Here is a 22640-nt window from a genome sequence, read left to right as displayed (position 1 = left end):
AATCACTCATCGCGCTTCGGCCTCGACAATCTGAACCACTGACAGAGCAGGAAACGCGGATGGCCGCACTGTTTCGCCGAGCGATGGACTATCTCTACCTGTTATGCGTGATCGTCGGCTGCACCGCGCTGGTCGCGATCTCCGCGGTGATTCCGTGGGCGGTGTTCACGCGCTACGTGCTCAACAGTGCGGCTTCATGGCCAGAGCCGACGGCGGTTCTGCTGACGATCGTGCTGACTTTCATCGGCGCAGCCGCCGGCTACCGGCTCAACCTCCATATGAGCGTTGGCTATTTTGCCAAGAAACTGCCGCCGCCGCTGCAAAAGGCAACCGACATCCTGGTGCAGCTGCTGATGGCGCTGATCGCCCTGTTCATGGTGATCTGGGGCGAACGTCTGGTCCAGGTCACCTGGTACAACACGATCCCTGATTTCCCCTCGCTGTCGGTCGGCGTCACCTATCTGCCGATTCCGATCGGCGGACTCTGCCTTCTGCTCTTCGTGATCGAGCGAATTTTCCTCGGCGTGCCGCCCGACCCGATCGGCAGGCACTCCGAAACCGCCCCCTTCGAGTGAGCCGGGAGTTCTCGCAATGGACATCTTTATCCTCCTCGGCACGATGATCGTCTGCTTCCTGATCGGCATGCCGATCGCCTATTCGCTGGCAATGGCGGCGATCGCCGGCGCATTGTCGGTCGGCATTCCGCTCGAAGCCTTGATGCTGAAGATCTCGGACGGCGTCAGCAAAGTTGCGATGCTGACGATTCCGTTCTTCGTGCTCGCCGGCGCCATCATGGCCGAAGGCGGCATGGCGCGGCGGCTTGTCGCCTTTGCCGACGTTCTGGTCGGCTTGACGCGACTGCGCGGCGGCCTCTCGATCGTCAACGTGCTGGCGACGACCTTCCTCAGCGGCATCTCCGGCTCTGCCGTTGCCGACACGTCGGCGATCGGCTCGGTGATGATCCCCCAGATGGAGAAGAACGGCTATCCGCGGGTGTTTGCGACCAACCTCACCATCTCCTCGTCGGTTCAGGCGCTGCTGGTGCCGCCGAGCCACAACGCCGTGCTCTATTCGCTCGCCACCGGCGGTACCATCTCGATCAGCGCGCTGTTCATGGCTGGCGTTTTCCCAGGGCTGCTGATCGGATTCTCACTGATCATGCTGTGCCTGGTGATTGCCTATCGCGAAGGTCACCCGCAGGGCCGTACCGTGCCGGCCAAGGAAGCCGTCAAGATCACGATCGACGCGGCCTGGGGCCTGATCACGCTCGTCATCATCCTCGGCGGCATTCTGGGCGGCATTTTCACCGCGATCGAAGCCGGCGCGGTCGCCTGCATCTGGGCATTCTTCGTCACCATGTTCGTCTACCGCGACTACAGATGGCGCGACCTGCCGGTGCTGCTGCACCGGACCTTGCGCACCGTTGCGATGGTGATGACGCTGATCGCCTGCGCCTCCGCCGTCGGCTACATCATGGCGCTGACGCAGATGCCGGCGAAAATGACGGCGTTCTTCCTGTCGATCTCCAGCAACAAATACGTCATCCTGTTGCTGCTCAACGTCCTGCTGCTGCTGCTCGGCACGCTGCTCGACATGGCGCCGTCGATCCTGATCGCAACGCCAATCCTCCTTCCCGTGATGCAGAATTTCGGCGTCGATCCGGTGCACTTCGGCATGATCATGCTGCTCAACCTCGGCATCGGCTTGTGCCATCCGCCGGTCGGTGCGATCCTGTTCGTCGGCTGCGCCGTCGGCAAGGTCTCGCTCGAAGACGTCATGCGCAAGATCTGGCCGTTCTACGGCGTCATGCTGTTCGTGCTGATGCTCGTCACCTTCCTGCCGGAGATTTCGCTCTGGCTGCCGCGTCACATCCTGCACTGAATCAGGTCGCGCCGGTTTGACGTCGCCAGCGGCTCGAGGGTCACAAGGCGGGGCGGCACGTCGGCTCCTGCCATCTCGAGAAGCTGCACAAACCTCGACGGCTAGGCTCTCACTCGCCGTCGAGGCCGCTTTCGGCAAGCTCACGCAGCGCATCGATGTCGAGCACGACGATGGCGCCATGCTCGAGGCGCACCCAGCTTCGTGCGGCCCAGGCGCGCAATTGCTTGTTGATGCTCTCGCGCGTCATCCCAACCATCTCGCTGATCTCCTGTTGGGTGATCGCGAGCGTGCCGCTGCCGGAATCGAGCTTGCGTTCCTCGGTGAGACCAAGCAGCGCGCTTGCAAGCCGGCCCGGCAGATTCTGCAAGATCACCTGTTCGACCTGCTGGCTGGTCCAGCGCAGCCGCGCGCAGAGCAGCTCGATGAATTTCATCGCGAGCGCCGGCTGGCTCTTCACGAACGGCAGGAAGTCGCGGCGGTCGATGATGTAGAGTTCGCAGTTGGTGTTTGCGGTCGCATCCGCCGACCGCGGCGCACCATCGAGTACGGCGATCTCGCCGAAGATTTCGCCCGGGCCGATCAGATTGAGAATAGCGTTCCGCCCGTCGGGCGACGAACTAGAGATCTTCACCGTTCCCGTGATCACCGCGAACAGATTATTGCCGGGATCGCCCTTGGCGGCGATGGTCGAACCACGCTTGACGGTGGTGTGCTTGGCGTAGCGGCACAGCTGATCCAGCGCTTCCGGATCCAGATCTGCGAAGATCGGATGCTTGCGCAGGACCGACAGTTTGTTACCCGACAACTGCCGGGGGTCGCCGGTCTTGTCCTGAGGCACGCCGGGACTCCTGAGACTGCGAGGCACTGGAGTTCCTCCGTAGTCAACGTTAGCGGGCTTTTCAACCGGAAAGCACGGACAGACCTCGAGAGAAAGGCTGCCAAAATGCCGCGATTGCGCCCCGGAGCCGCACCTGCAGGGTGCGCTGATGCGCTTCAGCCCATGCACAGTTGCAGGGATGCAAGCCAAAAGAGGCCCCTGCGCACGCCGGAAGGGCAAGAATGCGCTGGGGAATGCCTGTCGAGCCGGATCAATCTTGGCCACACACCCGCCCTACTCCGCGGCAAACACGCCCGAATCGTCCCCACAACTGGGCGGATCAGAGCTTCATGCAGACGTCGCAGATATCAGGCTCGGCCGGATCCGGCTTGATCTCGAAACCGAACTGCCGGCACATCTCCAGCATCACGACGTTCTCCTTGAGCACGTCGCCCGAGATCGTCTTGAGCCCTTCCGACTTCGCGTAGTCGATCATCAGCTGCATCAGGGCCCAGCCGAGCCCCCTGCCCTTGAGGTCGGACCGCAGCAGGATCGCGTACTCGCCGCTCTCGTAGACCGAATCCGAGTGGAGTCGCACCACGCCGACCATCTCGTTCTTCTCATCGAAGGCGATGAAAGCCATGGCGCGCGCATAATCGAGCTGCGTCAAGCGCGCGATAAACTCATGCGTGAACTCCTTCATCGGCGCGAAGAAGCGCAGGCGGAGATCCTCAGGCGTGACGTGACGCAGGAATTCGTGGATGGTCGGTTCGTCTTCGGGGCGAAGCGGCCGCGCGAAAATGCGCCAGCCGTCCTTGAGTGCGAGCCGGCGCTCCCATTGCGAGGGATAGGCGCGGACAGCGAAATTGGCCGGGCCTGAGCCCGCAAATTTGCGCTGCGGCGGCCGCACCGCGACGCGGGCATCGACGGCGGTCACGCCGGTTTCGTCGGCCAGCAGCGGATTGATGTCGAGCTCGCGTATCTCAGGGATGTCGGTTGCCATCTGCGCCAGCTTGACGAGCACCAGTGCGACCGCGTCATGCTTGACTGCCGGCACATCCCGGTACGCAGGCAACAACCGGGACACACGTGTACGCTCGATCAGGTCACGGGCGAGCTGCAAATCGAGCGGCGGCAGCGCCAGAGCCTTGTCGTTGATGATGTCCACCGCCGTGCCGCCGCGGCCGAACACCACGACGGTGCCGAAGGTCGGATCGTCGGCGAGGCCCAGGATCAACTCGCGCGCCTTCGCTTTGACGACCATCGCTTGAACGATGATACCGTCAATACGGGCTTCGGGCCTTAACTTTCTCATTCGCGCAAGTATATCGACCGCGGCTGCGCGCACCGCGGCCGGCGTGGTCAGATTGAGCACGACACCGCCGACATCGGATTTGTGCGCGATATCGCGCGACAGGATCTTGAGCACGACGGTGGCACCTTGGGCGAATATCCCGTCCGCGTAGGCGACCGCCTGATCGACATCATCAGCCGCAAAGGTCGGCACCATCGTGATGTCATAGCACCCGAGCAGATGCTTGATCTCGACGGGCTCAAGCCATTTACGTCCGTCGGCCATGGCCGTCGCAACGACCTGTCTTGCAGCCGCCACATCAGGCACGAACCTATCCGGTATCGCCGGCGGCACCTGGCTCAGCTCGTCGACCACCTCGCGATGCCGGACCATATGCATGAAGCCGCGCACCGCGTCGTCTTCAGTCGGATAGTTCGGGATGCCAGCGGCGGACAGCGTCGCGATGATGTCCTGATCCGCGCCGACCCAGGCCGCAAGCACCGGCTTGGCCCAACTGCGATGTTTCTCACGATATTTGACAACGAGCTCGGTAACGGTCGCCGCGATCGCGTTGGCCGATGCAATCGCGGTCTGCACGTTGAGCACGAGGATCGCATCATTGCCAGGATCGTCGAGCAGGACCTCCAGTGCCGCAGCATAGCGCGAGGCATCTGCGTCGCCGACGATGTCGACTGGATTGGTGCCGGACCAGGTCGGCGGCAGCACCGCAGCGAGCTTCTCGCGCGTCTCCGGCATCATCGGCGCGGGAATTCCGCCGAGCTCGGCCAGCCGGTCGACCGCCAGGACGCCGATGCCACCGCCATTTGTCAGAATCGCGAGTCGTTTTCCCGCCGGCGCCCCGATCCTGCCGAGCGTCTCGGCACAATCAAACAGCTCGCGCAGATCGGACACCCGAAGAACACCGGCGCGGCGGAAGGCCGCGTCATAGACCGCATCCGCACCGGCGAGCGCGCCCGTATGCGTGGCAGCCACCGTCGCCCCCTGCGTCATGCGCCCCGACTTCACCACGACAACGGGCTTCACACGCGCCGCGGCACGCGCTGCCGACATGAACTTCCGTGCGTCCTTGATGGCCTCGATATAGAGCAGAATCGCACGCGTTTTTTGGTCCATCGCGAAATAGTCGAGCAAATCAGCGATATCGACGTCGATCTGATCGCCGATCGTGACGATGCCGGAGAAGCCGACGCCACGCTGCGCAGCCCAATCCACCATGCCGGCCGCGATCGCGCCCGATTGCGAGATCAGAGCGAGGTTTCCGGCCCTCGGCATGTGCGCGGCGAAACTCGCGTTGAGGCTTGCGCCGGGCATCATGATGCCGAGGCAATTCGGGCCGATCAGCCGCATGCCGTATTTGCGGGCGGTCGCAACGGCGGTCTCCTGGAGCGATCCCGATCCATGGCCGAGTCCCGACGAAACGATCAGGGCCCCGGCCGAGCCAACGCGACCAGCCTGGTCGATGATCGCAGGGACCTCACGCGCCGGCGCAGTAATGACGATCAGCTCGGGCACGAACGGCAGGTTGTCCAGGCTGCTCACTGCCGCGATACCGCCGATCTCGGCATGGCGCGGGTTGACCAAACCGAACGGCCCCTTGAACTCCGCCTTACGAATGTTCTCCAGGACCGCCCGTCCGACGGACACCGGGCGAGCGCTTGCGCCGACCAGTGCGACCGACCGGGGCGACAGCAGGGTTTTCAGGCGGTAGGTCGACATGATCACACCAGTCCGATCGGGCACCGGGCGACAAAAGCTAACCCAGACCGGGATTGAAACGCACCTAGTGCGACATCATCACCCAGCATGGTGGCTGACCGATGACGGTCTTGGTCACGCCGCCCCAGACGGTCTCGTTCAGGCGCGAATGTCGGTAAGCGCCCATGACGATGGCGTCGACGGCGTGGGCCTCTGCCCAACTCCCCAGTACCTTGCCGATCGAGCTCCCGCTGTCCTTCACGGTTTCGAAGGACGCATAGACCCCGTGTTCCCTCAAGTGATGGACGAGGCTGTCGCCCGATTGCGTGATTGCGTCGCCCTCGTCACCGGCCACCGTGATCACCCGCACCATGGCGGCGGCCTGCAGGATCGGCAGCGCGTCCCCGACCGCGCGTGCGGCGCGCGCCGAATGGTCCCAGGCAATCACGACATTCTCGAACTCCGGCCGCAGCCTCTCCACATGCTGCTCTGGACATAGCAACAGCGGCCGGCCGGACTGGAACAGGAACGTTTCAACGATGTTTTCGGTTCTGCTGTCGTGTGGCCTCACGGGGATCAAACTGAGATCGCTGACGCGTGCCTGCTCCGCCAGGGTCGACGCGATCTGATCCGCCGGCACCTTGCCCGATCGGCCTTGGGCACGAATGCCGGCACGGGAGGTCGCGTTGGTGAATGCATTCAGGAGTTGCTGCATATCTCCCGCTTCGCCCATATTGCTGAGTTCGGCAGGCTTGGGGTCATCGGGAAACACGACCGTCGGCCGCACGAAGGCATCGTCTTCGAGCGCGAGCCCCGTGATCCGGGCGCCGAGGTCGGCGGCGACTGCGACGCACTTCTCAATTGCGGCTAGCGTGGGCGCACGCGGCTCGCCAACGAGCGGCAGAAAGACGTCCTTGATGGGCATCGGATTCTCCTCGCACGCCAGAATAGGCGACCTCCGGTCCGGATGCTTGATCCTCCTCAAGCCGGGAAAACTCCGCCTCGCCAGCCCACGACAGCATTTGATGGAAGTCAAGCGGCGGTCACGACTTAGAGGTTACCCTGGCTTGCGGCCGGACCGCTTGGTGCTACCATCTGCAACATGCCGGCAGGGATGACGGACAGTTCTGCGACCCAGGAACGGATCTTCGCGGCTCTGACCGCGCACGCCGGCGTGAAGCGGATCGACACGCACGCGGCTTCGGTCTTCCTCGACGGAAGGCGCGCGCTGAAGATCAAGCGCGCGGTGAAGTATCCATTTCTTGACTATTCGACCCCCGATAAACGCAAGGCGGCCTGCGAGGAGGAAGTCAGGATCAACAGGCCACACGCGCCGGAGATCTATCGTGGCGTCGTCGCCGTCACGGAAGAACCCGACGGGTCCGTGACGATCGACGGCAACGGCCGGCCTATCGAATATGCAGTGGATATGTCGCGTTTCGATGAGAACCGGACGCTCGATCATCTGGCCAAGGCGGGACGGTTCGACGCGGACCTTGCATCGGCGGTCGCCGACGCGATCGTGGCTTCACACGCGGCAGCGTTTCCCATCGACGGCAAAAGATGGGTTGCTTCGATCCCCGCCCTGATCGACGGCAACAGCAATGGCCTGAGAAAGGGCAATCATCTCCCGACTGCGGCGATCGAGCAGCTTGGGCAGGCCTCGCATGCAGCGTTCCTGCGTGTTCGACCTTTGCTTGAAGAGCGCGCCCGCCGGGGTTTCGTGCGCCGTTGCCATGGCGATTTGCATCTTGCGAATATCGTGTTGATCGAGCAGCAGCCCGTGCTGTTCGATGCCATCGAGTTCGACGCAGAGATGGCGACGGTCGACGTGCTGTACGACTTCGCTTTCACGCTGATGGACCTGTTGCGCCACGATCAGCCGCTGGCCGCAAACAGCATGTTCAACCGATACCTTGCCACGACGTCAGTCGACAATCTCGATGCGCTCCGCGCGCTGCCACTTTTCATGTCCATTCGCGCGGCCGTTCGCGCCCAGGTGGCCTTGGCACGGCTGAAGCCAACGCATTCCCAAGATGTCGGCGGTCTTGACCAAGCGCGTCGCTATTTCGACCTTGCCCGGGCGCTGATCCAACCTCCCCGGCCCCATCTTGTCGCGGTGGGCGGCCTGTCGGGTAGCGGCAAGACCGTCTTGGCACGGGCGCTCGCGCCGACCGTAGCACCAGAGCCAGGCGCCGTCGTGTTGCGCAGCGACGTCATTCGCAAGCAGTTGTTCGGGGTCCCCGACACAGAGCGGTTGCCGCCGACTGCATACACGCCCGAGCTTGCCGAGCGGGTCTACGCGACTTTGGCCGAACGCGCCCGGCGCGTGCTGGCCCAGGGCCATTCGGCTGTTGCCGAGGGTGTGTTCGCTCGTGATTTTGAGCGGGATGCCTTCGCCGCCCTCGCCCGCGACTGCAACGTGCCTCTCACCGGACTCTTCCTGGTCGCCGATCTGGCAACCCGGCAGGCTCGCATCGGCGGCCGCCGCGGCGACGCTTCGGATGCCACGCAAGAGGTTGCCGCGTTGCAAGAGCGCTATGATATCGGCCATATCGGCTGGGCGACCATCGATGCATCCGGGACACAAGCGCAGACGCTCCAGAGCTGCCCGGACGCAATCGCCAAGGGCAGGTAAGGCAATCTGATTGGCGCGGACAAGGATGGCGCGACCCACCAGGAGTTCGACGGCGACCGCCCGCACCAAGACGGCGGCGAGCCGCAATATGCTGCCCGGCCGCCTCAGCTCGGGCATGGCTTGCGACACCGCCTTCCGAATCATCGCCCGCCGTCACCTCGCCGCCGTCCTCGCCCAGCATGCGGGCACCTGCCGAGGCGATCCCGAAGCGCTGCATCAGATCCGCATCGCACTAACCCATCTGCGGACCGCGATCCGCTTCTTTTTCCCAATGCTCGACGATGCGCTGCGCCCCAAAGTCTGGGCCGAGCTGAAATGGCTGAACAGCCAGCTCGGCATGGTGCGGGATCTCGACGTCGCGATTGAACGCGTGGTGGCCGAAACAGGTGACGAGCTCGCCGTGGTTGCCGAACTGCAGCACTGGGACGACAAACGCGCCGAAAGCCATCGCCTGTTGGCTCGCGCTCTGCAATCGGCGCGCTATCGCCGCCTGGTCGAACAGACCTCGAGCTGGATCGAGAGCGGCCCCTGGTCGACAAGGCGTAGCAAGGAGGCCATCAGACTGCGCCGCTGTCCCCTCGCCGAGCACGCGACGGCGCAGTTGACCGATTGGGAAAAGACGCTGCTCAGAAAGGCCCGGAAACTGCGCAAGCTCGACGTCGGGAAACGGCACAAGTTGCGGATTCTCAACAAGCGGCTGACCTATTCGATCGAGTCGCTAGAGGATTTATTCGCCGACAAGTCGCTGACGAAACAAAAATCGATCCTCAAGCAATTGCGCAGGGCACAAAAATCCCTTGGACAGCTGAACGACGATGTGCGCGGTCAGACGCTGGCCGCTTCACTGAACGAGGCAGTTCCCGGAGCCGGGATTCGCTTCCTCGACCGCAAGCAGGAAAAGAAGCTATTGCGAACGGCTTCGACGGCCTATCGCAAGGTCGAGAAGAGCAAGCCGTTCCGCGCCTCCGACCTGACACCGGATGCGCGAGCAGAGGATTAGGCATTCGCAAGCGCGGCTTGACCTGGGTCAACTTCCACCTTCGCCGCTGATCTAGACCTCGGACATCGATATTCATGCGAACCTGCGGAGTTCTCCCATGCGCGCTCACCAGATCATGACGCGATCGGTCATCTCGGTCACGCCGGACACCAGCATCGTCGAGGCTGCGAACATCATGCTGAAGCGCCACGTCAGCGGGCTCACCGTTGTCGACAACAGCGGCAAGCTGATCGGAGTGGTCTCGGAAGGTGATTTCATCCGGCGCAGCGAAATCGGTACCGGTCGCAAGCATGGCCGCTGGCTGCGCTTCATTCTCGGGTCCGGAAAATCAGCCAGCGATTTCGTCCACGAGCATGGCCGCAAAGTCGCGGAAGTCATGACTGTCTCACCTGTGACCATCACCGAGGATACCGCGCTTCCCGAGATCGTCGATCTCATGGAGCGGAACAACGTGAAACGCCTGCCGGTGGTTCGCGGCGAGAAGATCGTCGGTCTCGTGTCGCGCACCAACCTTCTACAGGCGGTAGCGGGTCTCGCCCGCGACGTGCCGGATCCGACGGCCGACGACGATCACATCCGCAGCCGCATCATCAATGCAATGGAGACATACGACTGGTGTCCCTTCGGGCTGAACGTGATCGTACGCGACGGCATCGTTCATTTGAACGGTGTCATCACCGAGGAACGGGCGCGGCAGGCCGCGATTGTTGCCGCTGAGAACGTCGAAGGTGTCAAGAAGGTGCACGACCATCTGTGCTGGGTCGACACGATGTCGGGCGTTTATCTGAACTCACCCGAGGACGAGAATCTCTCCAGGGCGAGCTGAGCGCGGCCTAGCGGGGAATGACAGCGGTGGCTTCGATCTCGACGCGCGCCGCTTTCTCGACGAGACGAACGACCTGGACCAGCGCCATCGCGGGATAGTGCGCGCCGAAGACGACGCGGTAGATCCTGCCGAGCTCCTTCAGGTTCGTCAGATACTCCTCCATGTCGACGACATACCAGGTCAGCCGCACGAGATGCTCGGGCCGCGCACCGGCCTCGCCAAGAATCTCGGCGATATTGCTCAAGGCCTGATGCACCTGCGCAACAAAACCGTCCGCAAGACGTTCCTGGGCATCCCAGCCGATCACGCCGCCGGTGACGACAATGCGTCCCTCGGCAGCCATTCCATTGGCATAGCCCTTCGGCATCGGCCAACCGGATGGCTGGAGCACTTGCGCCCTGGGACGGGCGTCATCCTCGGCAGCGGTCTGCAGCACAGCGAGCTGGGGGCCTTTCGGCGTCGTCACGGACAATTCTCGATCCTCATCTCATTCCGCCGCGACGCCTGAGGACGTCACCGCCGCCTGCGCCAATTGCCGCAAGGCGAAGCGCTTCAATTTTCCGGTCTCGGTCTTCGGCAGCTGCGTCACGAACTCGATCGCGCGCGGATATTTATACGGCGCAATCTCACGTTTGACGTGCTCTTGCAACTCGGCTGCGAGCTTTGCGTCCGGCATCACGCCGGCCGCGACGATGACGTAAGCCTTCACGATCATCCCGCGCGCCTCGTCCGGCGCACCGACGACGCCGCACTCGGCGACCGACGGATGCGTGAGCAGGGCTGCTTCCACATCCGTGCCCGCGATATTGTATCCGGATGATACAATCATGTCGTCAGAGCGCGACTGGTACCAGAAATAGCCATCGCCATCCATCAGATAGGTGTCGCCGGTGATATTCCAGCCGTTCTGAACATATTTCCGCTGGCGTTCGTCGGCAAGATAGCGGCAGCCGGTCGGCCCGCGCACCGCGAGCTTCCCCATCGTCCCCGGCGGCAAATCATTGCCCTCATCATCGACGATCTTCGCCTCATAGCCGGGCACCGGCTTGCCGGTCGCGCCCGGACGTATTTCGTCTTCAGTCGCGCTGATGAAGATGTGCAACAACTCTGTCGAGCCGATCCCGTCCATCAACTTGATGCCGGTTGCCTTCAGCCAGGCATCGAATGTCGGCTTAGGCAACGTCTCGCCCGCGGATACGCATTTGCGAAGCGAGGAGATGTCGCGGCCCGCGAGTTTGCTTATCAACGCGCGATATGCAGTCGGTGCCGTGAAGCAGACTGTGGTCCTGTATCGCTCGATAGCGGACAGCATATCGTCCGGGGTCGTCTTCTCCAGCACCACGAAGGAAGCGCCGATGTGCAACGGAAACAGCACGCCGCCAAAGCCGAAGGTGAAGGCCAGGGGCGCGGAGCCAATGAATCGATCCTTCTGCTCGGCTCGCAGAATATTGCGCGCATAACCGTCGCACACCGCCAGCATGTCCCGGTGGAAATGCATGGTGCCCTTTGGATCGCCCGTCGTGCCCGACGTGAACGCGATCAGGCAGACATCGTCCGCGGCGGTATCGACCGCGGTAAACTCCGGACTTGCATCCGCGATCAGCGCCTCGAGCGAATCGGAAGCGCCATTGCCCCAATACACCACGTGCTTGAGACCGGGCGCCGCCAGCTTCGCTCTTTCCATCTCATCGGAGAGTTTTCCGTCGCAGAGCGCGAGCGTGATCTCCGCCTTCTGAATTGGATAGGACAGCTCCTTGGCGCGCAGCAGCGGCATCGTCGCCACGCAGATACCACCGGCCTTGATCACCGCTAAATACGTCGCAACCATCATGGCGCTATTGGCGGAGCGCAGCATCACGCGTCCACCCGTGACGAGACCGAGCTTGCCAACGAGCACATTGGCAATGCGATTCACGAGCTCTTGTAGTTCGCGATAGGTGTAGCTCACGGCGGGACTGATGACGCAAGGCGCGTCGCCGTGGCCCTGCTCGATCCAACGGTCGAGGAAATAGGTCACACAGTTCAGTCGCGGCGGATAGCGGAGTTCCGGCCGCGTGAAGATGAACTCCGGCCAGAGCTCGGGCGGCGGCAGATGTTGCCGCGCAAATGTATCGACATGGGCCGTCGCGGCGTCGCCGTCATGCGAGCCTGAGACTTGCACCTTGGCAGCGTTGGCCATCGCACGCTCCTTTCAGCATGGAAAGCACCCGGCAGCACTCAACGGAAAACATTTTAGGCTTAAAACAATTCGGCGCAATAGCGGATTTGGGCATCCTATGCATTTTCGTCCGGCAAGGTGGAATTGGCGGCCGGGGAACCCGCAACGTCAGGGGCGGCGCCGTGCGGCGGATTTCTGCGCAGACCCCTTGGTCTTGGCCAGGAGCCGCATCAGCTCGCGCACGTCCTTCGGGGTCAAATCGGCGAAGAGATCGGCGATCCAGGTCTCGTGCTCTGCGGCCATTCGGCGGAACTCCGCGCGGCCGACCTTTGTGAGGCGGATCACCTGGACCCGACGGTCGGTCTCCGAGGTACGGCGGTCGAGATGGCCGGATTCCACTAGGCGCTCGACGAGGCCGGTGACGTTGCCGTTGGACACCATCATGCGCTTGGAGACATCCGATAGCGTCATGCCGTCGGGCGCCTTGTCGAGCTGCGCCATCAGGTCGAAACGAGGGAGCGTGACATCAAAGCGCTGCCGCAGGCGACCGCGGACCTCACCCTCGATCAGGGTCGTGCAGGTGAGCAGGCGCAACCACAGCCGAAGTTCTTCGGCGTGGTCCTCAGGCGTTTCGACGGCCTTGGTCTCGGAATCGAGCATCTTGGTGCAATCACTCACGGCCGGCATTGGCGCCGCCCCGGATTCCCTAATGTTTTGAGCTTCAAGTAAATCCGCGCCGGCCGCAAGCCTAAAGCTGTAACAATCGATCGCACAGCGATCTCTTTAAGGTTGAAGCAATTGGCGCGCCGCTTGCATGCTCCGCTGCCCGCATCAAGGTGACGCCGTGAGCTTGGCTTGCCGCGTGCGCCGTCATCGGCATAATCTTCGATCGGAGTACGCGGCTTGCAACGCAGCTCTGATGTCACGGTGGAGAAATCATGAAAATGCAACGGACCTTGGCTGCGGCCGCCTTGCTGCTCGGTGCCGCGATGGGCCCTGCCCTGGCGCAGGAAAAGATCAAGCTGGGCGTGATCGTGACCCTGTCGGGGCCGGCCGCCGCGCTGGGCCAGCAGGTTCGCGACGGCTTTGCGCTCGCGATGAAGGATCTCGGCAATAAGATGGATGGTCGCGATGTCGAGGTTGTCGTGGTCGATGACGAACTGAAGCCTGACGCGGCGGTAACCAAGGTCAAGGGTCTGCTCGAACGCGACAAGGTCGACTTCGTGGTCGGACCAGTGTTCTCCAACGTCCTTCAGGCCATCCACCGGCCCGTGACCGAGGCGAAGACCTTTCTGATCAGCCCGAATGCCGGCCCGTCGACCTATGCCGGCAAGGACTGCAACCCGTTCTTCTATGTGACATCGTACCAGAACGATCAGGTGCACGAGATCCTTGGCAAAGTGGCGCAGGATCGCGGCTACAAGCGGATGTACCTGATGGTGCCGAACTATCAGGCCGGCAAGGATTCGGTTGCCGGCTTCAAGCTCGACTATAAGGGTGAGATCGTCGAAGAATCCTATATGCCGCTGAACACGCTGGATTTCCAACCGGAGCTGTCGAAGATCTCCGCGCAGAAGCCCGATGCGCTGTTCACGTTCATGCCGGGCGGTCTCGGCGTCAACCTCGTCAAGCAATACAAGCAGGCTGGCCTTGCCGACAGCATTCCGGTGCTTTCGGCTTTCACCGTGGATGAATCGACTCTGCCCGCGCAGCAGGATGCCGCCGTTGGGATGTTCGGCGGCGCGAACTGGGCGCCCAACCTCGACAACCTCCAGAACAAGAAGTTCGTCGCCGCCTACGAGGCCGCCTACAACACTGTGCCCGGCACCTACGCGTTCCAGGCCTATGACGCCGCGATGCTGATCGACAGCGCGGTCAGGGCTGTGAAGGGCGACTTCTCCAACAAGGACGCCGTTGCGGCTGCCCTGAAGAAGGCGGACTTCACATCGCTGCGCGGGTCGTTCAAGTTCAACACCAACGGCTATCCGATCCAGGATTTCTATCTGACCAAGGTCGCCAAGCGTCCGGATGGCAAATTCCAGACCGAGATCGTGCAAAAAGTTTTCGAGAACTACGGCGACCGCTATGCCAAGGACTGTAAGGCAAACTAAAGCTGCGCGTCGCGTGAAGGGAGGACGGCAATGAAGAGCGAGATCACCGGCATCACCCGGGCCAATGAGGGGATCCAGGGCATTTCCTGGAACATTCTCGGCCAGACTTATGTTCCAAAGAGCAACACCGAGAACAGCTTCTCCTGGCACGCGACATTGCCGCCGGGCACGTTCGTGCCCCCGCACATCCATCCCGACCAGGACGAATATCTCTACATGCTGGAGGGGAAGCTCGACTTCGTGCTCGGCAATTCGGAGGCGCAGGCCACGCCTGGCGATTTGATCCGGCTCGGCATGGGCGTGCCGCACGGCATCTTCAACAAATCAGACCAGACCGCGAAAGTGCTGTTCTGGGTATCGCCGACCAAAAAACTGTTCGACCTGTTCTGGGGCCTTCATAACATGAAGGAGCAGAAGCCGGAGGACGTGGTGGCGATGGCCGCCGAGTTCAACATCCACTTCCTGCCGCCGCCTCCCGGCGCCGGCTAGCGGATGCTTTAGGCCCGCACCGCGGCTAGGCCCGGCACCGCAGCGAACCCAGCCTTCGTGGCATAGCCACGCACGATCGCCTCGCGCTGGGAATAGCTCAAGACGTTGTCGATGTTGTCAAAGCCGTCGGGCGCAAGTTGCTCGACGGCGTCAATGACGCCTTCGGGGCCGCCACGGCGGTTGGAGCGGACGATATCCGCAGTCATCGGCAGGCGCTTCTTCTCATACTCGACCAAGGCCTGCCGCGGATGCTCGGCACGCACCAGCGTATCCGCAAGACAGCGCGCATCGAGGATCGCCTGCGAGGCGCCGTTGGAGCCAACCGGATACATGGGATGTGCGGCATCGCCAAGCAGCGTAACGCGGCCGGACGACCAATAGGGCAAGGGATCGCGGTCGCAGGTCGGATATTCATAAAATTCGGGCGTTGCCGAGATCAGGCTTCTTACATCGATGTAGGGCACCGAGAAGCGTGCGACATGCGGCATCAACTCCTCGCGCCGGCCCGGCCGCGACCAGTCTTCCTTCCGTGGCGGCGGGGCATTGCCCTCTCCCACTTTCACCAGCACCGCCCAGTTGGTCAGACGGCTCGCCGTGCTCGAACCCTCGGCGATCGGATAGATCACCACCTTGGCATTGAGACCACCGGCGACGATCATCGATTTGCCGGTCAGGAACAGCGGCCAGTCGCGCGCACCGCGCCATAGCATCAGGCCGTTCCAGCACGGCGGCCCCTCGTTCGGGAACAGAGTGTCGCGGACACGTGAGTGGATGCCGTCGGCGCCAATCAGGATATCGCCGCGCGCGGTGTGGATGTGCGAGCCGACCCGATCGAAGAAGTAGGCCGTGACACCGGCTTCGTCCTGCGTGAACGCGCCGAGCCGGCAGCCCGTGTGGATGGCATCTGCGCCGAGCCGCTCCTCGACGGCGCGATGAATCACACCCTGAAGACGGCCGCGGTGAATCGAGAATTGCGGCACGTCGTGGCCCGCGTCCACGCCGCGGGCTTCGCGCCAGACCTCCTGGCCGAGGCGATTGAGATAGTAGAGCTGATCGGTGCGGATTGCGACGTCGTCGAGCTTTTGCAGCAGACCAAGACTGGCAAGCTCACGCATGGCGTGCGGCAGCGTGTTGATACCGACGCCAAGCTCGCGGATCGTATCCGACTGCTCGAAAATCTCGCAGCCGATGCCGCGGGCCCGCAGCATCAACGCCGTGGTGAGACCACCGATACCGCCACCGACGATAATCGCCTTCATCGCCCTCAACTCCACTCAATACACAGGCAACGGGGGTTAACGTGGCACGGGCGCTCACTCCGCCGCAAGCGGCTTTGTCGCCTCCGCTTTGAGCTCGGCCCGGGTCTTGGGCTTAGCCTTAATTCGAAGCTCCTCGAGATCCTGCCGATCGCGTACGCTATTGCGGAAAATCTGGTCCTTCCCGGGCAGATATTGCGGCGGGCAGAACGCGTCGGTTGCGCCATACCAGGCCGCCGCCTTCATGGTAAAGAAGGGGTCGACCAGATGCGGCCGCCCGAGCGCGACAAGGTCCGCCCGGCCGGCGGCCAAAATGGTGTTGGCCTGGTCCGCCGTCGTGATGTTGCCGACGCACATGGTGGCCACGCGCGCTTCGTTGCGGACCTGGTCAGAGAATGGCGTCTGGAACATGCGGCCGTAGACCGGCTGGGCGTCGCGAACCGTCTGACCCGTCGAGACGTCGATCAGGTCGACACCGGCCTCGGCGAAGGCCCGTGCGATGGCCACGGCATCGTCGCCGGTAATGCCGCCATCTGCCCAGTCAGTCGCGGAAATACGCACGGACATCGGCTTGTGCTTCGGCCAGGCGGCCCGCAATGCTTCAAAGATCTCGAGCGGGAAGCGCAGGCGATTTTGAAGCGAGCCGCCATATTCGTCGGTACGGGTGTTTGTCAGCGGCGAGATAAAGCTCGCGAGCAGATACCCATGGGCACAGTGCAGCTCGAGCATGTCAAAGCCGCAACGCTCGCCGCGCGCGGCAGCAGAGACGAACGACTCTCTTACTGCATTCATACCCGCGCGATCGAGCTCTCGGGGGACCTGGCTGTCGGGGAAATAGGGCAGCGGCGATGCTGAAACCACGTCCCAGCCACCTTCGTCCAGTGGGCGGTCGATACCGTCCCACATCAGCTTGGTCGCGCCCTTGCGGCCGGCGTGACCGAGCTGCAGGCAAATTCTTGCGGCCGAGTTGCCATGAACGAAATCAACGATACGCCGCCACGCGGTCTCCTGCTCATCATTCCAGAGGCCCGCGCAGCCGGGCGTGATACGGGCCTCGCGGTTGACGCAGGTCATCTCCGTGAAGATCAGGCCGGCGCCGCCGATCGCGCGCGAACCGTAGTGCACGAGGTGAAAATCACCCGGGACGCCCTCCTTCGCCGAATACATGCACATCGGCGACATCACAGCGCGGTTGGCGATCTCCATATCGCGCAAGCGAAAGGGCTGGAACAGCGGCACCATGGGCTTGTCGATGCTGACATCGAAGCCATTGCTGCGCACCTGCTTGGCGAAGGATTTCTCGACTTCGGCCACGAAATCGGGCGCGCGGAGTTTTAGATTGTCATAGGTGATCGCCTTCGAGCGCGTCATCACGCCGAACGCGAATTGCACGGGATCGAAATCCCAGAAGCGATCGACATGCTCGAACCAGACCAACGAGACGTCGGCGGCGTGCTGCGTCTTCTCGACTTCCTCGCGGCGGCCGTGCTCATAAACATCCAGCGCGGCCTTGATGTTGGGCGCCTTCGCCATGGCCTCAGCCAGTGCAATCGCATCTTCCATTGCCAGCTTGGTACCCGAACCGATCGAGAAATGCGCGCTCGCCTTGGCGTCACCGAGCAGCACCATATTGTCCTTGACCCAGCGTTTGCTGCGGATCATGGGGAAGTTGCGCCACATCGAGCGGTTGGTGAGCAGCTTATGCCCATCGAGGAACCAGCCGAAGATCTCGGCCATCCGTGCCGCGGACTGGGTTTCGTTGAGGCCCGTCAGGCCCGCGCGCTCGAACGTCTCCGGATCGGTCTCGAAGATCCAGGTCGAGTGACCGGCTTCATACTGATAGGCGTGGGCGATGAATGGCCCCCACTTCGTCTCCTGGAAGATGAAGGTGAAGGCATCGAGTGGCCTGGTCGAGCCCATCCATGCGAACTTGTTGGTCCGAAGGTCGACCTCCGGCTGAAACTGATCAGCATGCTTCTCGCGGAATCGGCTGTTGACGCCATCGGCCAGCAGTATGAGATCGGCATCGGCAAAGCGCGATTCGTCGTCGATATCCACTTCGAAATGGAGGCTGACGCCGAGTTCGCGGGCTCGCTCCTGCAGGATCAGCAGCAGTTTTTGCCGCGAGCAACCGCAAAAACCGTTGCCGCCGACCCGATGCACCGTGCCGCGAAAATGCACGGCGATATCATCCCAATAGGCGAACTCCTGGGTGATCCGGCGATAGCTCGGAAGATCGTGCTTTTCAAAGTTGTCCAACGTGGCATCCGAGAACACCACGCCGAAGCCGAAAGTGTCGTCGGCGCGATTGCGCTCATATACTGTGATGTCGGCGCTCGGGCGCTGCTTCTTCAGCAGGATCGCAGAATAGAGACCCGCAGGTCCGCCACCGATGATCGCGACTTTCATGGGAGCCTCGCCAATTCAACCGGCCACGAAACTATTTTAAGCCTAAAATAATTCCTGGCAAGCCCCCGTTCGAGGCCTTTCGGCGGGAAAAGGCTGCTCAGTCGCCCCTGAAGACCGGCTTGACCTTGTTGGCGAAAGCCTCAAAAGCGCGCTCGAAATCGGCCGTCGTCATGCACAGGGCCTGGGCAACCGCCTCTGCTTCGATCGCCTCTTCCACCGACATCGCCCATTCCATCGCCAGCATCCGCTTGGTCATGGTATTGCCGAAGGTCGGCCCCTCCGCCACTTGCTTGGCCAGCAGCTGCGCCTGGAGCAGCACCTGCTCCGGTGTGACGATCCGGCTGAAGAAGCCCCAGCGCTCGCCCTCGTCCGTGGTCATGAACCGGCCGGTGTAAAGAAGCTCCGAGGCACGGGACTGACCGATGATCCGCGGCAGGATCGCGCAGGCGCCCATGTCACAGCCGCCAAGACCCACCTTGTTGAACAGAAACGCCACCTTAGCGCCGGACGCCGCAAGCCGCATGTCGGATGCCATGGCGATGATCGCGCCGGCGCCGGCGCAAATGCCCTCGACCGCAGCCACGATCGGCTGTGGGCAGGCCCGCATCGCTTTGACGAGGTCACCTGTCATCCGCGTGAACGCGGTCAACCCCTTGGTGTCCATCTTCACCAGCGGGCCGATGATCTCAAAAACGTCACCGCCGGACGAGAAATTGCCGCCGGCCCCGGTGATGACGATCGATTTGACCGCGTCGTCAAACGCACAAGCGCGGAAGAAATCCGTCAGTTCGCGATAGCTCTCGAACGTCAGCGGATTCTTTCGTTCCGGACGGTTGAGCGTCACGGTGGCAACGCCGCCGACCACGGCCAGCAGGAAGTGCTGTGGGGAATAGTCCGCGAGCGGCACGGTTACGGGATTAGCTGGTCTACTCATGCGATCTCCTTAGCTTCCTATCCGCCTGCGCCACGCACGCTAGATTTCGCCACCGGCCACCGCAATCGCCTGCCCTGTGATCGCACTGGCGTTCTCACTACACAACCAAAGAACGGCATTCGCGACTTCCTGCGGCGCAATCAGGCGCCCCTGCGGATTGTGCTTGGCGAGCTCGGCGATCGCCTGTTCCCGGGTTCGCCCGGTCTTCTTCATGATGTTGTCGATGCTACCGGCAACCAGGTCGGTGTCAGTGAAGCCTGGACACACCGCGTTGACGGTCACGTTGCTGCCAGCCAGCTCCAGGGCAAGCGAACGCACCAGACCGACAACGGCGTGCTTGGCCGCCGCATACGCGCTAACATAAGCATAACCTTTGAGCCCGGCCGTCGATGCAACCGCAATGACGCGCCCATAGGGCCGATTCTTCATCCCTGGAAGCACCGCCTGGACGGCATGGACCACCCCCATGAAATTGACGTCCATCATGCGTGCAAAAAGAGCACTGTCCGATTTCGCGAACGGCGCAGATTCAGCACTGCCCGCGTTGGCGATCAGGATATCGATCGGCTTTCGCGCATGCGCGGCCGCGATCGCCGCCTTTAGCGCAGCTTCGTCCGAGACGTCGGCGATGGCCGCAAAATGCGCAGCACCTGCGCTCACCGCCTGTTCGAGTGTAGCGGCATTCCGGCCAAGGACCGTTACGGTAGCGCCCGCGCCGACGAGAGCCGCAGCAATCGCGCGGCCGATGCCGCGACCGCCACCGGTCACCAGCGCGTGCGGCGAAAGCGGCAATCCGGACATGCGCTTGCTCCTGTGATCTGCTGATCGTCGTTCCGATATATTTTAACCTTCAAGCTTTTGCAACGAAAGCGCAGATCGACGCCGCGAGCGCCTGCCACCGCGGAGCGGCCCGAAAATTGCTTTAAGTATAAAATTATCTCTTCCCATCCCCCACAGGCCTGTTAGCATTGCTGGACCAAGCAAAAGGATGTCGCGTGTCGCAGCCTGCGCCAATGATAACAAGGGATGGACGTTTCGCCTATGAAGCCGCGGGCGAGCCGGGTGCGACGCCCCTGATTTTTCTGCATGGCATCGGCGGCGCGGCGCGGGCCTGGCGGCAGCAGCTTGCCACGTTCGGCAACCGCTTCCGCACCATCGCCTGGGACATGCCTGGCTATGGCGGTTCGGCACCGCTCGTCAGCGTCAGCATCGCTACCCTGGCAGATGCGCTTCAGCAATTCATCGCGCAGATCGGCGCGGTAAAACCCATTCTGGTCGGTCATTCGATCGGCGGCATGATCGTCCAGAAATGGCTGGTGCAATCACCTAAGCTGGCGCGCGCGATCGTCCTCGCACAGACCAGCCCGGCCTTCGGCAAAGCCGACGGCGACTGGCAGAAATCGTTCATCGCGGCGCGGCTAGGCCCGCTCGATCGCGGCGAGACCATGAAGTCGCTGGCTCCATCGCTTGTGAAAGAGCTTGTCGGTGACGATCCGGACCCAAACGGGATGGAGCTTGCGCGCGAGTGCATGGAAAGCGTGCCCGAAGCCAGTTATCGCGCCATGATGCTCGCCCTGATCGGGTTCGACCAGCGCAGCACGCTCAAGGATATTTCCGTCCCGACGCTGCTAGTGTCCGGCTCGAAGGACAACAATGCGCCTGCGTCGATGATGGCCAAGACCGCGACTTACATTCCAGCGGCCGAATATGTGGAACTCCCCGGCGTCGGTCATCTTGCCAATTTAGAGCGACCCGATGCCTTCGGCCGAGCTCTCGATCGGTTCCTGGACTCTGTCGCTGCAAAACACGGGTGACCGCGCAATGACCATGCAAGTCCGCAAGAACATCGGCGCAGCCGACAAGGTCCCGCTTGATGCGCCGATCTTCGATCCCGTGGCGTTCCGCCTGAGCGACGAGCAAGCCGGCATCATCGCGCGAGCGCGGGAGATCGGCCAGCGCGTGTTCGCCGGCCGCGCGGCGGTATACGATCGCGAGGCGATCTTTCCGACCGAGAATTATCGCGACCTGCATCGCGTCGGCCTGCTCGGCATCGCCATACCCAAAAAGCACGGCGGACTGGGAGCGAACTACCAGACCTACGCTCTCGCGGCTGCGGAGATCGGCCGTTACTGCGGCGCGACTGCGCTGACCTGGAACATGCATGTCTGCTCGACACTGTGGTCGGGGCCGTTGGCTGATGATCTCGACATGGACGCGGAGACGCGCGCGGAACACGAAAAGCGGCGGGCCGTCCACTACAGACATATCGTCGAAGACGGAGCGATCTACTCGCAGCCGTTCTCCGAAGGCGGTGCGGCAGCCGCCGGCGGCGTTGCTTTCGGCACGGAAGCAAAGCCCGTGGAAGGCGGCTGGATCGTCAACGGCAAGAAAATTTTTGCGTCACTGTCCGGCCACGCGGATTATTACGGCGTTCTCTGCACGGAGATCGAGGAGGGCGAGAAAGCCTCGCGCCGCAACACGCTTTACCTCGCCATTCCCGCGAAGTCGCAGGGCGTCTCGGTCATCGGTGATTGGGACCCGCTAGGGATGCGCGGAACAGTCTCACGCACGCTGCTGTTCAAGGATGTGTTTGTTCCGGATGATTCTGCGCTGATGCCGCGCGGCGTCTACTTTCAGGCGGCGATGCGCTGGCCACATATGTTCCTGACGCTGTCGCCCACCTATATGGGGCTAGCGCAAGCTTCTTACGATTTCACGGTAAGCTATCTGCGTGGCGAGGTGCCGGGCATGCCGCCGGTCAAGCGGCGGATGTACCCCACCAAGCAGATCGCGGTCGCCCAGATGCAGATCAAGCTTGAGCAGATCAAGGCGATCTGGTTCCAGGCCGTCACGGAGGCGCGGGCCAATCCAAGCAAGGAGCAGGTGCTGCGCGCCTATGCCGCGCAATATTCGGTGATGGAGGGCGCCAACGAGCTTGCCGCGCTTGCGATCCGCACCTGCGGGGGGCAGGCCATGCTGCGGTCGCTGCCGCTGGAACGCATCTATCGCGACAGCCGGTGTGGCTCGCTGATGCTGCCCTGGACGGCCGAGCTCTGCCTCGACCGCATCGGTCGGGAGGCGCTGTACGACGCCGGCGAAACGGACGACTGA

The 22640-nt window shown here is 62.6% G+C and carries 19 protein-coding genes; 9 read left to right on the top strand and 10 right to left on the bottom strand.

What is annotated here, in order from left to right; all coding sequences use genetic code 11:
- Positions 1–59: 59 nt before the first annotated feature.
- Both ACVWZ4_RS23165 and ACVWZ4_RS23160 read left to right on the top strand, forming a co-directional pair.
- Complete coding sequence (locus tag ACVWZ4_RS23165; RefSeq protein WP_456735800.1) at positions 60–575, top strand: TRAP transporter small permease; 516 nt, start codon at positions 60–62, stop codon at positions 573–575.
- A gap of 16 nt (positions 576–591) precedes the next feature.
- Positions 592–1881 carry a TRAP transporter large permease gene (locus ACVWZ4_RS23160; protein WP_456735801.1) on the top strand — a complete coding sequence of 430 codons (1290 nt, stop codon included), beginning with the start codon at positions 592–594 and terminating at the stop codon, positions 1879–1881.
- Between the two features lie 109 nt (positions 1882–1990).
- Here ACVWZ4_RS23160 and ACVWZ4_RS23155 read toward each other — a convergent pair whose 3' ends face one another.
- The 3 genes from ACVWZ4_RS23155 to ACVWZ4_RS23145 all read right to left on the bottom strand — a co-directional run bounded on the left by ACVWZ4_RS23155 (position 1991) and on the right by ACVWZ4_RS23145 (position 6633).
- Entirely contained in the window at positions 1991–2719 is a 729-nt protein-coding gene (locus ACVWZ4_RS23155) for a Crp/Fnr family transcriptional regulator (RefSeq protein ID WP_456704719.1), read from the bottom strand.
- Between the two features lie 319 nt (positions 2720–3038).
- Positions 3039–5729, bottom strand: a complete 2691-nt coding sequence (locus ACVWZ4_RS23150) for a bifunctional acetate--CoA ligase family protein/GNAT family N-acetyltransferase (RefSeq protein WP_456790340.1) — start codon at positions 5727–5729, stop codon at positions 3039–3041.
- Positions 5730–5793: 64 nt separating this feature from the next.
- Positions 5794–6633: a universal stress protein gene (locus ACVWZ4_RS23145; protein ID WP_456741271.1), complete on the bottom strand. Its 840-nt coding sequence runs from the start codon at positions 6631–6633 to the stop codon at positions 5794–5796.
- 189 nt (positions 6634–6822) lie between these two features.
- Here ACVWZ4_RS23145 and ACVWZ4_RS23140 point away from each other — a divergent pair, with 189 nt between their 5' ends.
- From ACVWZ4_RS23140 to ACVWZ4_RS23130, 3 genes are all read left to right on the top strand, one after another.
- Positions 6823–8346, top strand: a complete 1524-nt coding sequence (locus ACVWZ4_RS23140; RefSeq protein ID WP_456742256.1) for a bifunctional aminoglycoside phosphotransferase/ATP-binding protein — start codon at positions 6823–6825, stop codon at positions 8344–8346.
- A gap of 25 nt (positions 8347–8371) precedes the next feature.
- A complete protein-coding gene (locus ACVWZ4_RS23135; protein ID WP_456741270.1) occupies positions 8372–9346 on the top strand; it encodes a CHAD domain-containing protein in 975 nt (324 codons plus the stop codon).
- 97 nt (positions 9347–9443) lie between these two features.
- Positions 9444–10172 carry a CBS domain-containing protein gene (locus ACVWZ4_RS23130; protein WP_456741269.1) on the top strand — a complete coding sequence of 243 codons (729 nt, stop codon included), beginning with the start codon at positions 9444–9446 and terminating at the stop codon, positions 10170–10172.
- A 7-nt stretch (positions 10173–10179) separates the two neighbouring features.
- On the opposite strand, the gene ACVWZ4_RS23125 is transcribed toward ACVWZ4_RS23130, so the two are convergent.
- From ACVWZ4_RS23125 to ACVWZ4_RS23115, 3 genes are all read right to left on the bottom strand, one after another.
- On the bottom strand, positions 10180–10638 hold the full coding sequence (locus ACVWZ4_RS23125) for a RidA family protein (protein ID WP_456704724.1): 459 nt from the start codon (positions 10636–10638) through the stop codon (positions 10180–10182).
- A gap of 21 nt (positions 10639–10659) precedes the next feature.
- Complete coding sequence (locus ACVWZ4_RS23120) at positions 10660–12351, bottom strand: benzoate-CoA ligase family protein (RefSeq protein WP_456741268.1); 1692 nt, start codon at positions 12349–12351, stop codon at positions 10660–10662.
- A gap of 147 nt (positions 12352–12498) precedes the next feature.
- A complete protein-coding gene (locus ACVWZ4_RS23115) occupies positions 12499–13017 on the bottom strand; it encodes a MarR family winged helix-turn-helix transcriptional regulator (RefSeq protein WP_456704726.1) in 519 nt (172 codons plus the stop codon).
- Positions 13018–13268: 251 nt separating this feature from the next.
- Between ACVWZ4_RS23115 and ACVWZ4_RS23110 the strand changes: the two genes are divergently transcribed.
- Positions 13269–14441 (top strand): ABC transporter substrate-binding protein, encoded by a 1173-nt coding sequence (locus ACVWZ4_RS23110; RefSeq protein WP_456704727.1) that lies wholly within the window; start codon positions 13269–13271, stop codon positions 14439–14441.
- A gap of 30 nt (positions 14442–14471) precedes the next feature.
- A complete protein-coding gene (locus tag ACVWZ4_RS23105; RefSeq protein ID WP_194481488.1) occupies positions 14472–14930 on the top strand; it encodes a cupin domain-containing protein in 459 nt (152 codons plus the stop codon).
- An 8-nt stretch (positions 14931–14938) separates the two neighbouring features.
- Here ACVWZ4_RS23105 and ACVWZ4_RS23100 read toward each other — a convergent pair whose 3' ends face one another.
- From ACVWZ4_RS23100 to ACVWZ4_RS23085, 4 genes are all read right to left on the bottom strand, one after another.
- A complete protein-coding gene (locus ACVWZ4_RS23100) occupies positions 14939–16189 on the bottom strand; it encodes a flavin-dependent oxidoreductase (protein ID WP_456704728.1) in 1251 nt (416 codons plus the stop codon).
- A 54-nt stretch (positions 16190–16243) separates the two neighbouring features.
- Complete coding sequence (locus tag ACVWZ4_RS23095) at positions 16244–18595, bottom strand: bifunctional salicylyl-CoA 5-hydroxylase/oxidoreductase (protein ID WP_456704729.1); 2352 nt, start codon at positions 18593–18595, stop codon at positions 16244–16246.
- A gap of 97 nt (positions 18596–18692) precedes the next feature.
- Positions 18693–19529 (bottom strand): enoyl-CoA hydratase family protein, encoded by an 837-nt coding sequence (locus tag ACVWZ4_RS23090; RefSeq protein WP_456704730.1) that lies wholly within the window; start codon positions 19527–19529, stop codon positions 18693–18695.
- A gap of 39 nt (positions 19530–19568) precedes the next feature.
- Positions 19569–20330, bottom strand: coding sequence for an SDR family NAD(P)-dependent oxidoreductase (locus tag ACVWZ4_RS23085; protein ID WP_456741267.1), 762 nt, complete (start codon positions 20328–20330; stop codon positions 19569–19571).
- 194 nt (positions 20331–20524) lie between these two features.
- On the opposite strand from ACVWZ4_RS23085, the gene ACVWZ4_RS23080 reads away from it, so the two are divergent.
- Complete coding sequence (locus ACVWZ4_RS23080) at positions 20525–21343, top strand: alpha/beta fold hydrolase (protein WP_456741266.1); 819 nt, start codon at positions 20525–20527, stop codon at positions 21341–21343.
- Positions 21344–21350: 7 nt separating this feature from the next.
- Positions 21351–22640: an acyl-CoA dehydrogenase family protein gene (locus tag ACVWZ4_RS23075; protein WP_456741265.1), complete on the top strand. Its 1290-nt coding sequence runs from the start codon at positions 21351–21353 to the stop codon at positions 22638–22640.

It is taken from the genome of Bradyrhizobium sp. USDA 4472 (genome assembly GCF_054058595.1).
This window is presented reverse-complemented; position numbering and strand designations above follow the sequence as displayed.

What these genes read in the sequence shown, in the direction of transcription:
- ACVWZ4_RS23165 (WP_456735800.1), top strand. Translation starts at nt 60, where the DNA reads ATGGCCGCACTGTTTCGCCGAGCGATGGACTATCTCTACCTGTTATGC.
- ACVWZ4_RS23160 (WP_456735801.1), top strand. Translation starts at nt 592, where the DNA reads ATGGACATCTTTATCCTCCTCGGCACGATGATCGTCTGCTTCCTGATC.
- ACVWZ4_RS23150 (WP_456790340.1), bottom strand. Translation starts at nt 5,729, where the DNA reads ATGTCGACCTACCGCCTGAAAACCCTGCTGTCGCCCCGGTCGGTCGCA.
- ACVWZ4_RS23145 (WP_456741271.1), bottom strand. Translation starts at nt 6,633, where the DNA reads ATGCCCATCAAGGACGTCTTTCTGCCGCTCGTTGGCGAGCCGCGTGCG.
- ACVWZ4_RS23140 (WP_456742256.1), top strand. Translation starts at nt 6,823, where the DNA reads ATGACGGACAGTTCTGCGACCCAGGAACGGATCTTCGCGGCTCTGACC.
- ACVWZ4_RS23135 (WP_456741270.1), top strand. Translation starts at nt 8,372, where the DNA reads ATGGCGCGACCCACCAGGAGTTCGACGGCGACCGCCCGCACCAAGACG.
- ACVWZ4_RS23130 (WP_456741269.1), top strand. Translation starts at nt 9,444, where the DNA reads ATGCGCGCTCACCAGATCATGACGCGATCGGTCATCTCGGTCACGCCG.
- ACVWZ4_RS23120 (WP_456741268.1), bottom strand. Translation starts at nt 12,351, where the DNA reads ATGGCCAACGCTGCCAAGGTGCAAGTCTCAGGCTCGCATGACGGCGAC.
- ACVWZ4_RS23115 (WP_456704726.1), bottom strand. Translation starts at nt 13,017, where the DNA reads ATGCCGGCCGTGAGTGATTGCACCAAGATGCTCGATTCCGAGACCAAG.
- ACVWZ4_RS23110 (WP_456704727.1), top strand. Translation starts at nt 13,269, where the DNA reads ATGAAAATGCAACGGACCTTGGCTGCGGCCGCCTTGCTGCTCGGTGCC.
- ACVWZ4_RS23105 (WP_194481488.1), top strand. Translation starts at nt 14,472, where the DNA reads ATGAAGAGCGAGATCACCGGCATCACCCGGGCCAATGAGGGGATCCAG.
- ACVWZ4_RS23100 (WP_456704728.1), bottom strand. Translation starts at nt 16,189, where the DNA reads ATGAAGGCGATTATCGTCGGTGGCGGTATCGGTGGTCTCACCACGGCG.
- ACVWZ4_RS23095 (WP_456704729.1), bottom strand. Translation starts at nt 18,595, where the DNA reads ATGAAAGTCGCGATCATCGGTGGCGGACCTGCGGGTCTCTATTCTGCG.
- ACVWZ4_RS23090 (WP_456704730.1), bottom strand. Translation starts at nt 19,529, where the DNA reads ATGAGTAGACCAGCTAATCCCGTAACCGTGCCGCTCGCGGACTATTCC.
- ACVWZ4_RS23085 (WP_456741267.1), bottom strand. Translation starts at nt 20,330, where the DNA reads ATGTCCGGATTGCCGCTTTCGCCGCACGCGCTGGTGACCGGTGGCGGT.
- ACVWZ4_RS23075 (WP_456741265.1), top strand. Translation starts at nt 21,351, where the DNA reads ATGACCATGCAAGTCCGCAAGAACATCGGCGCAGCCGACAAGGTCCCG.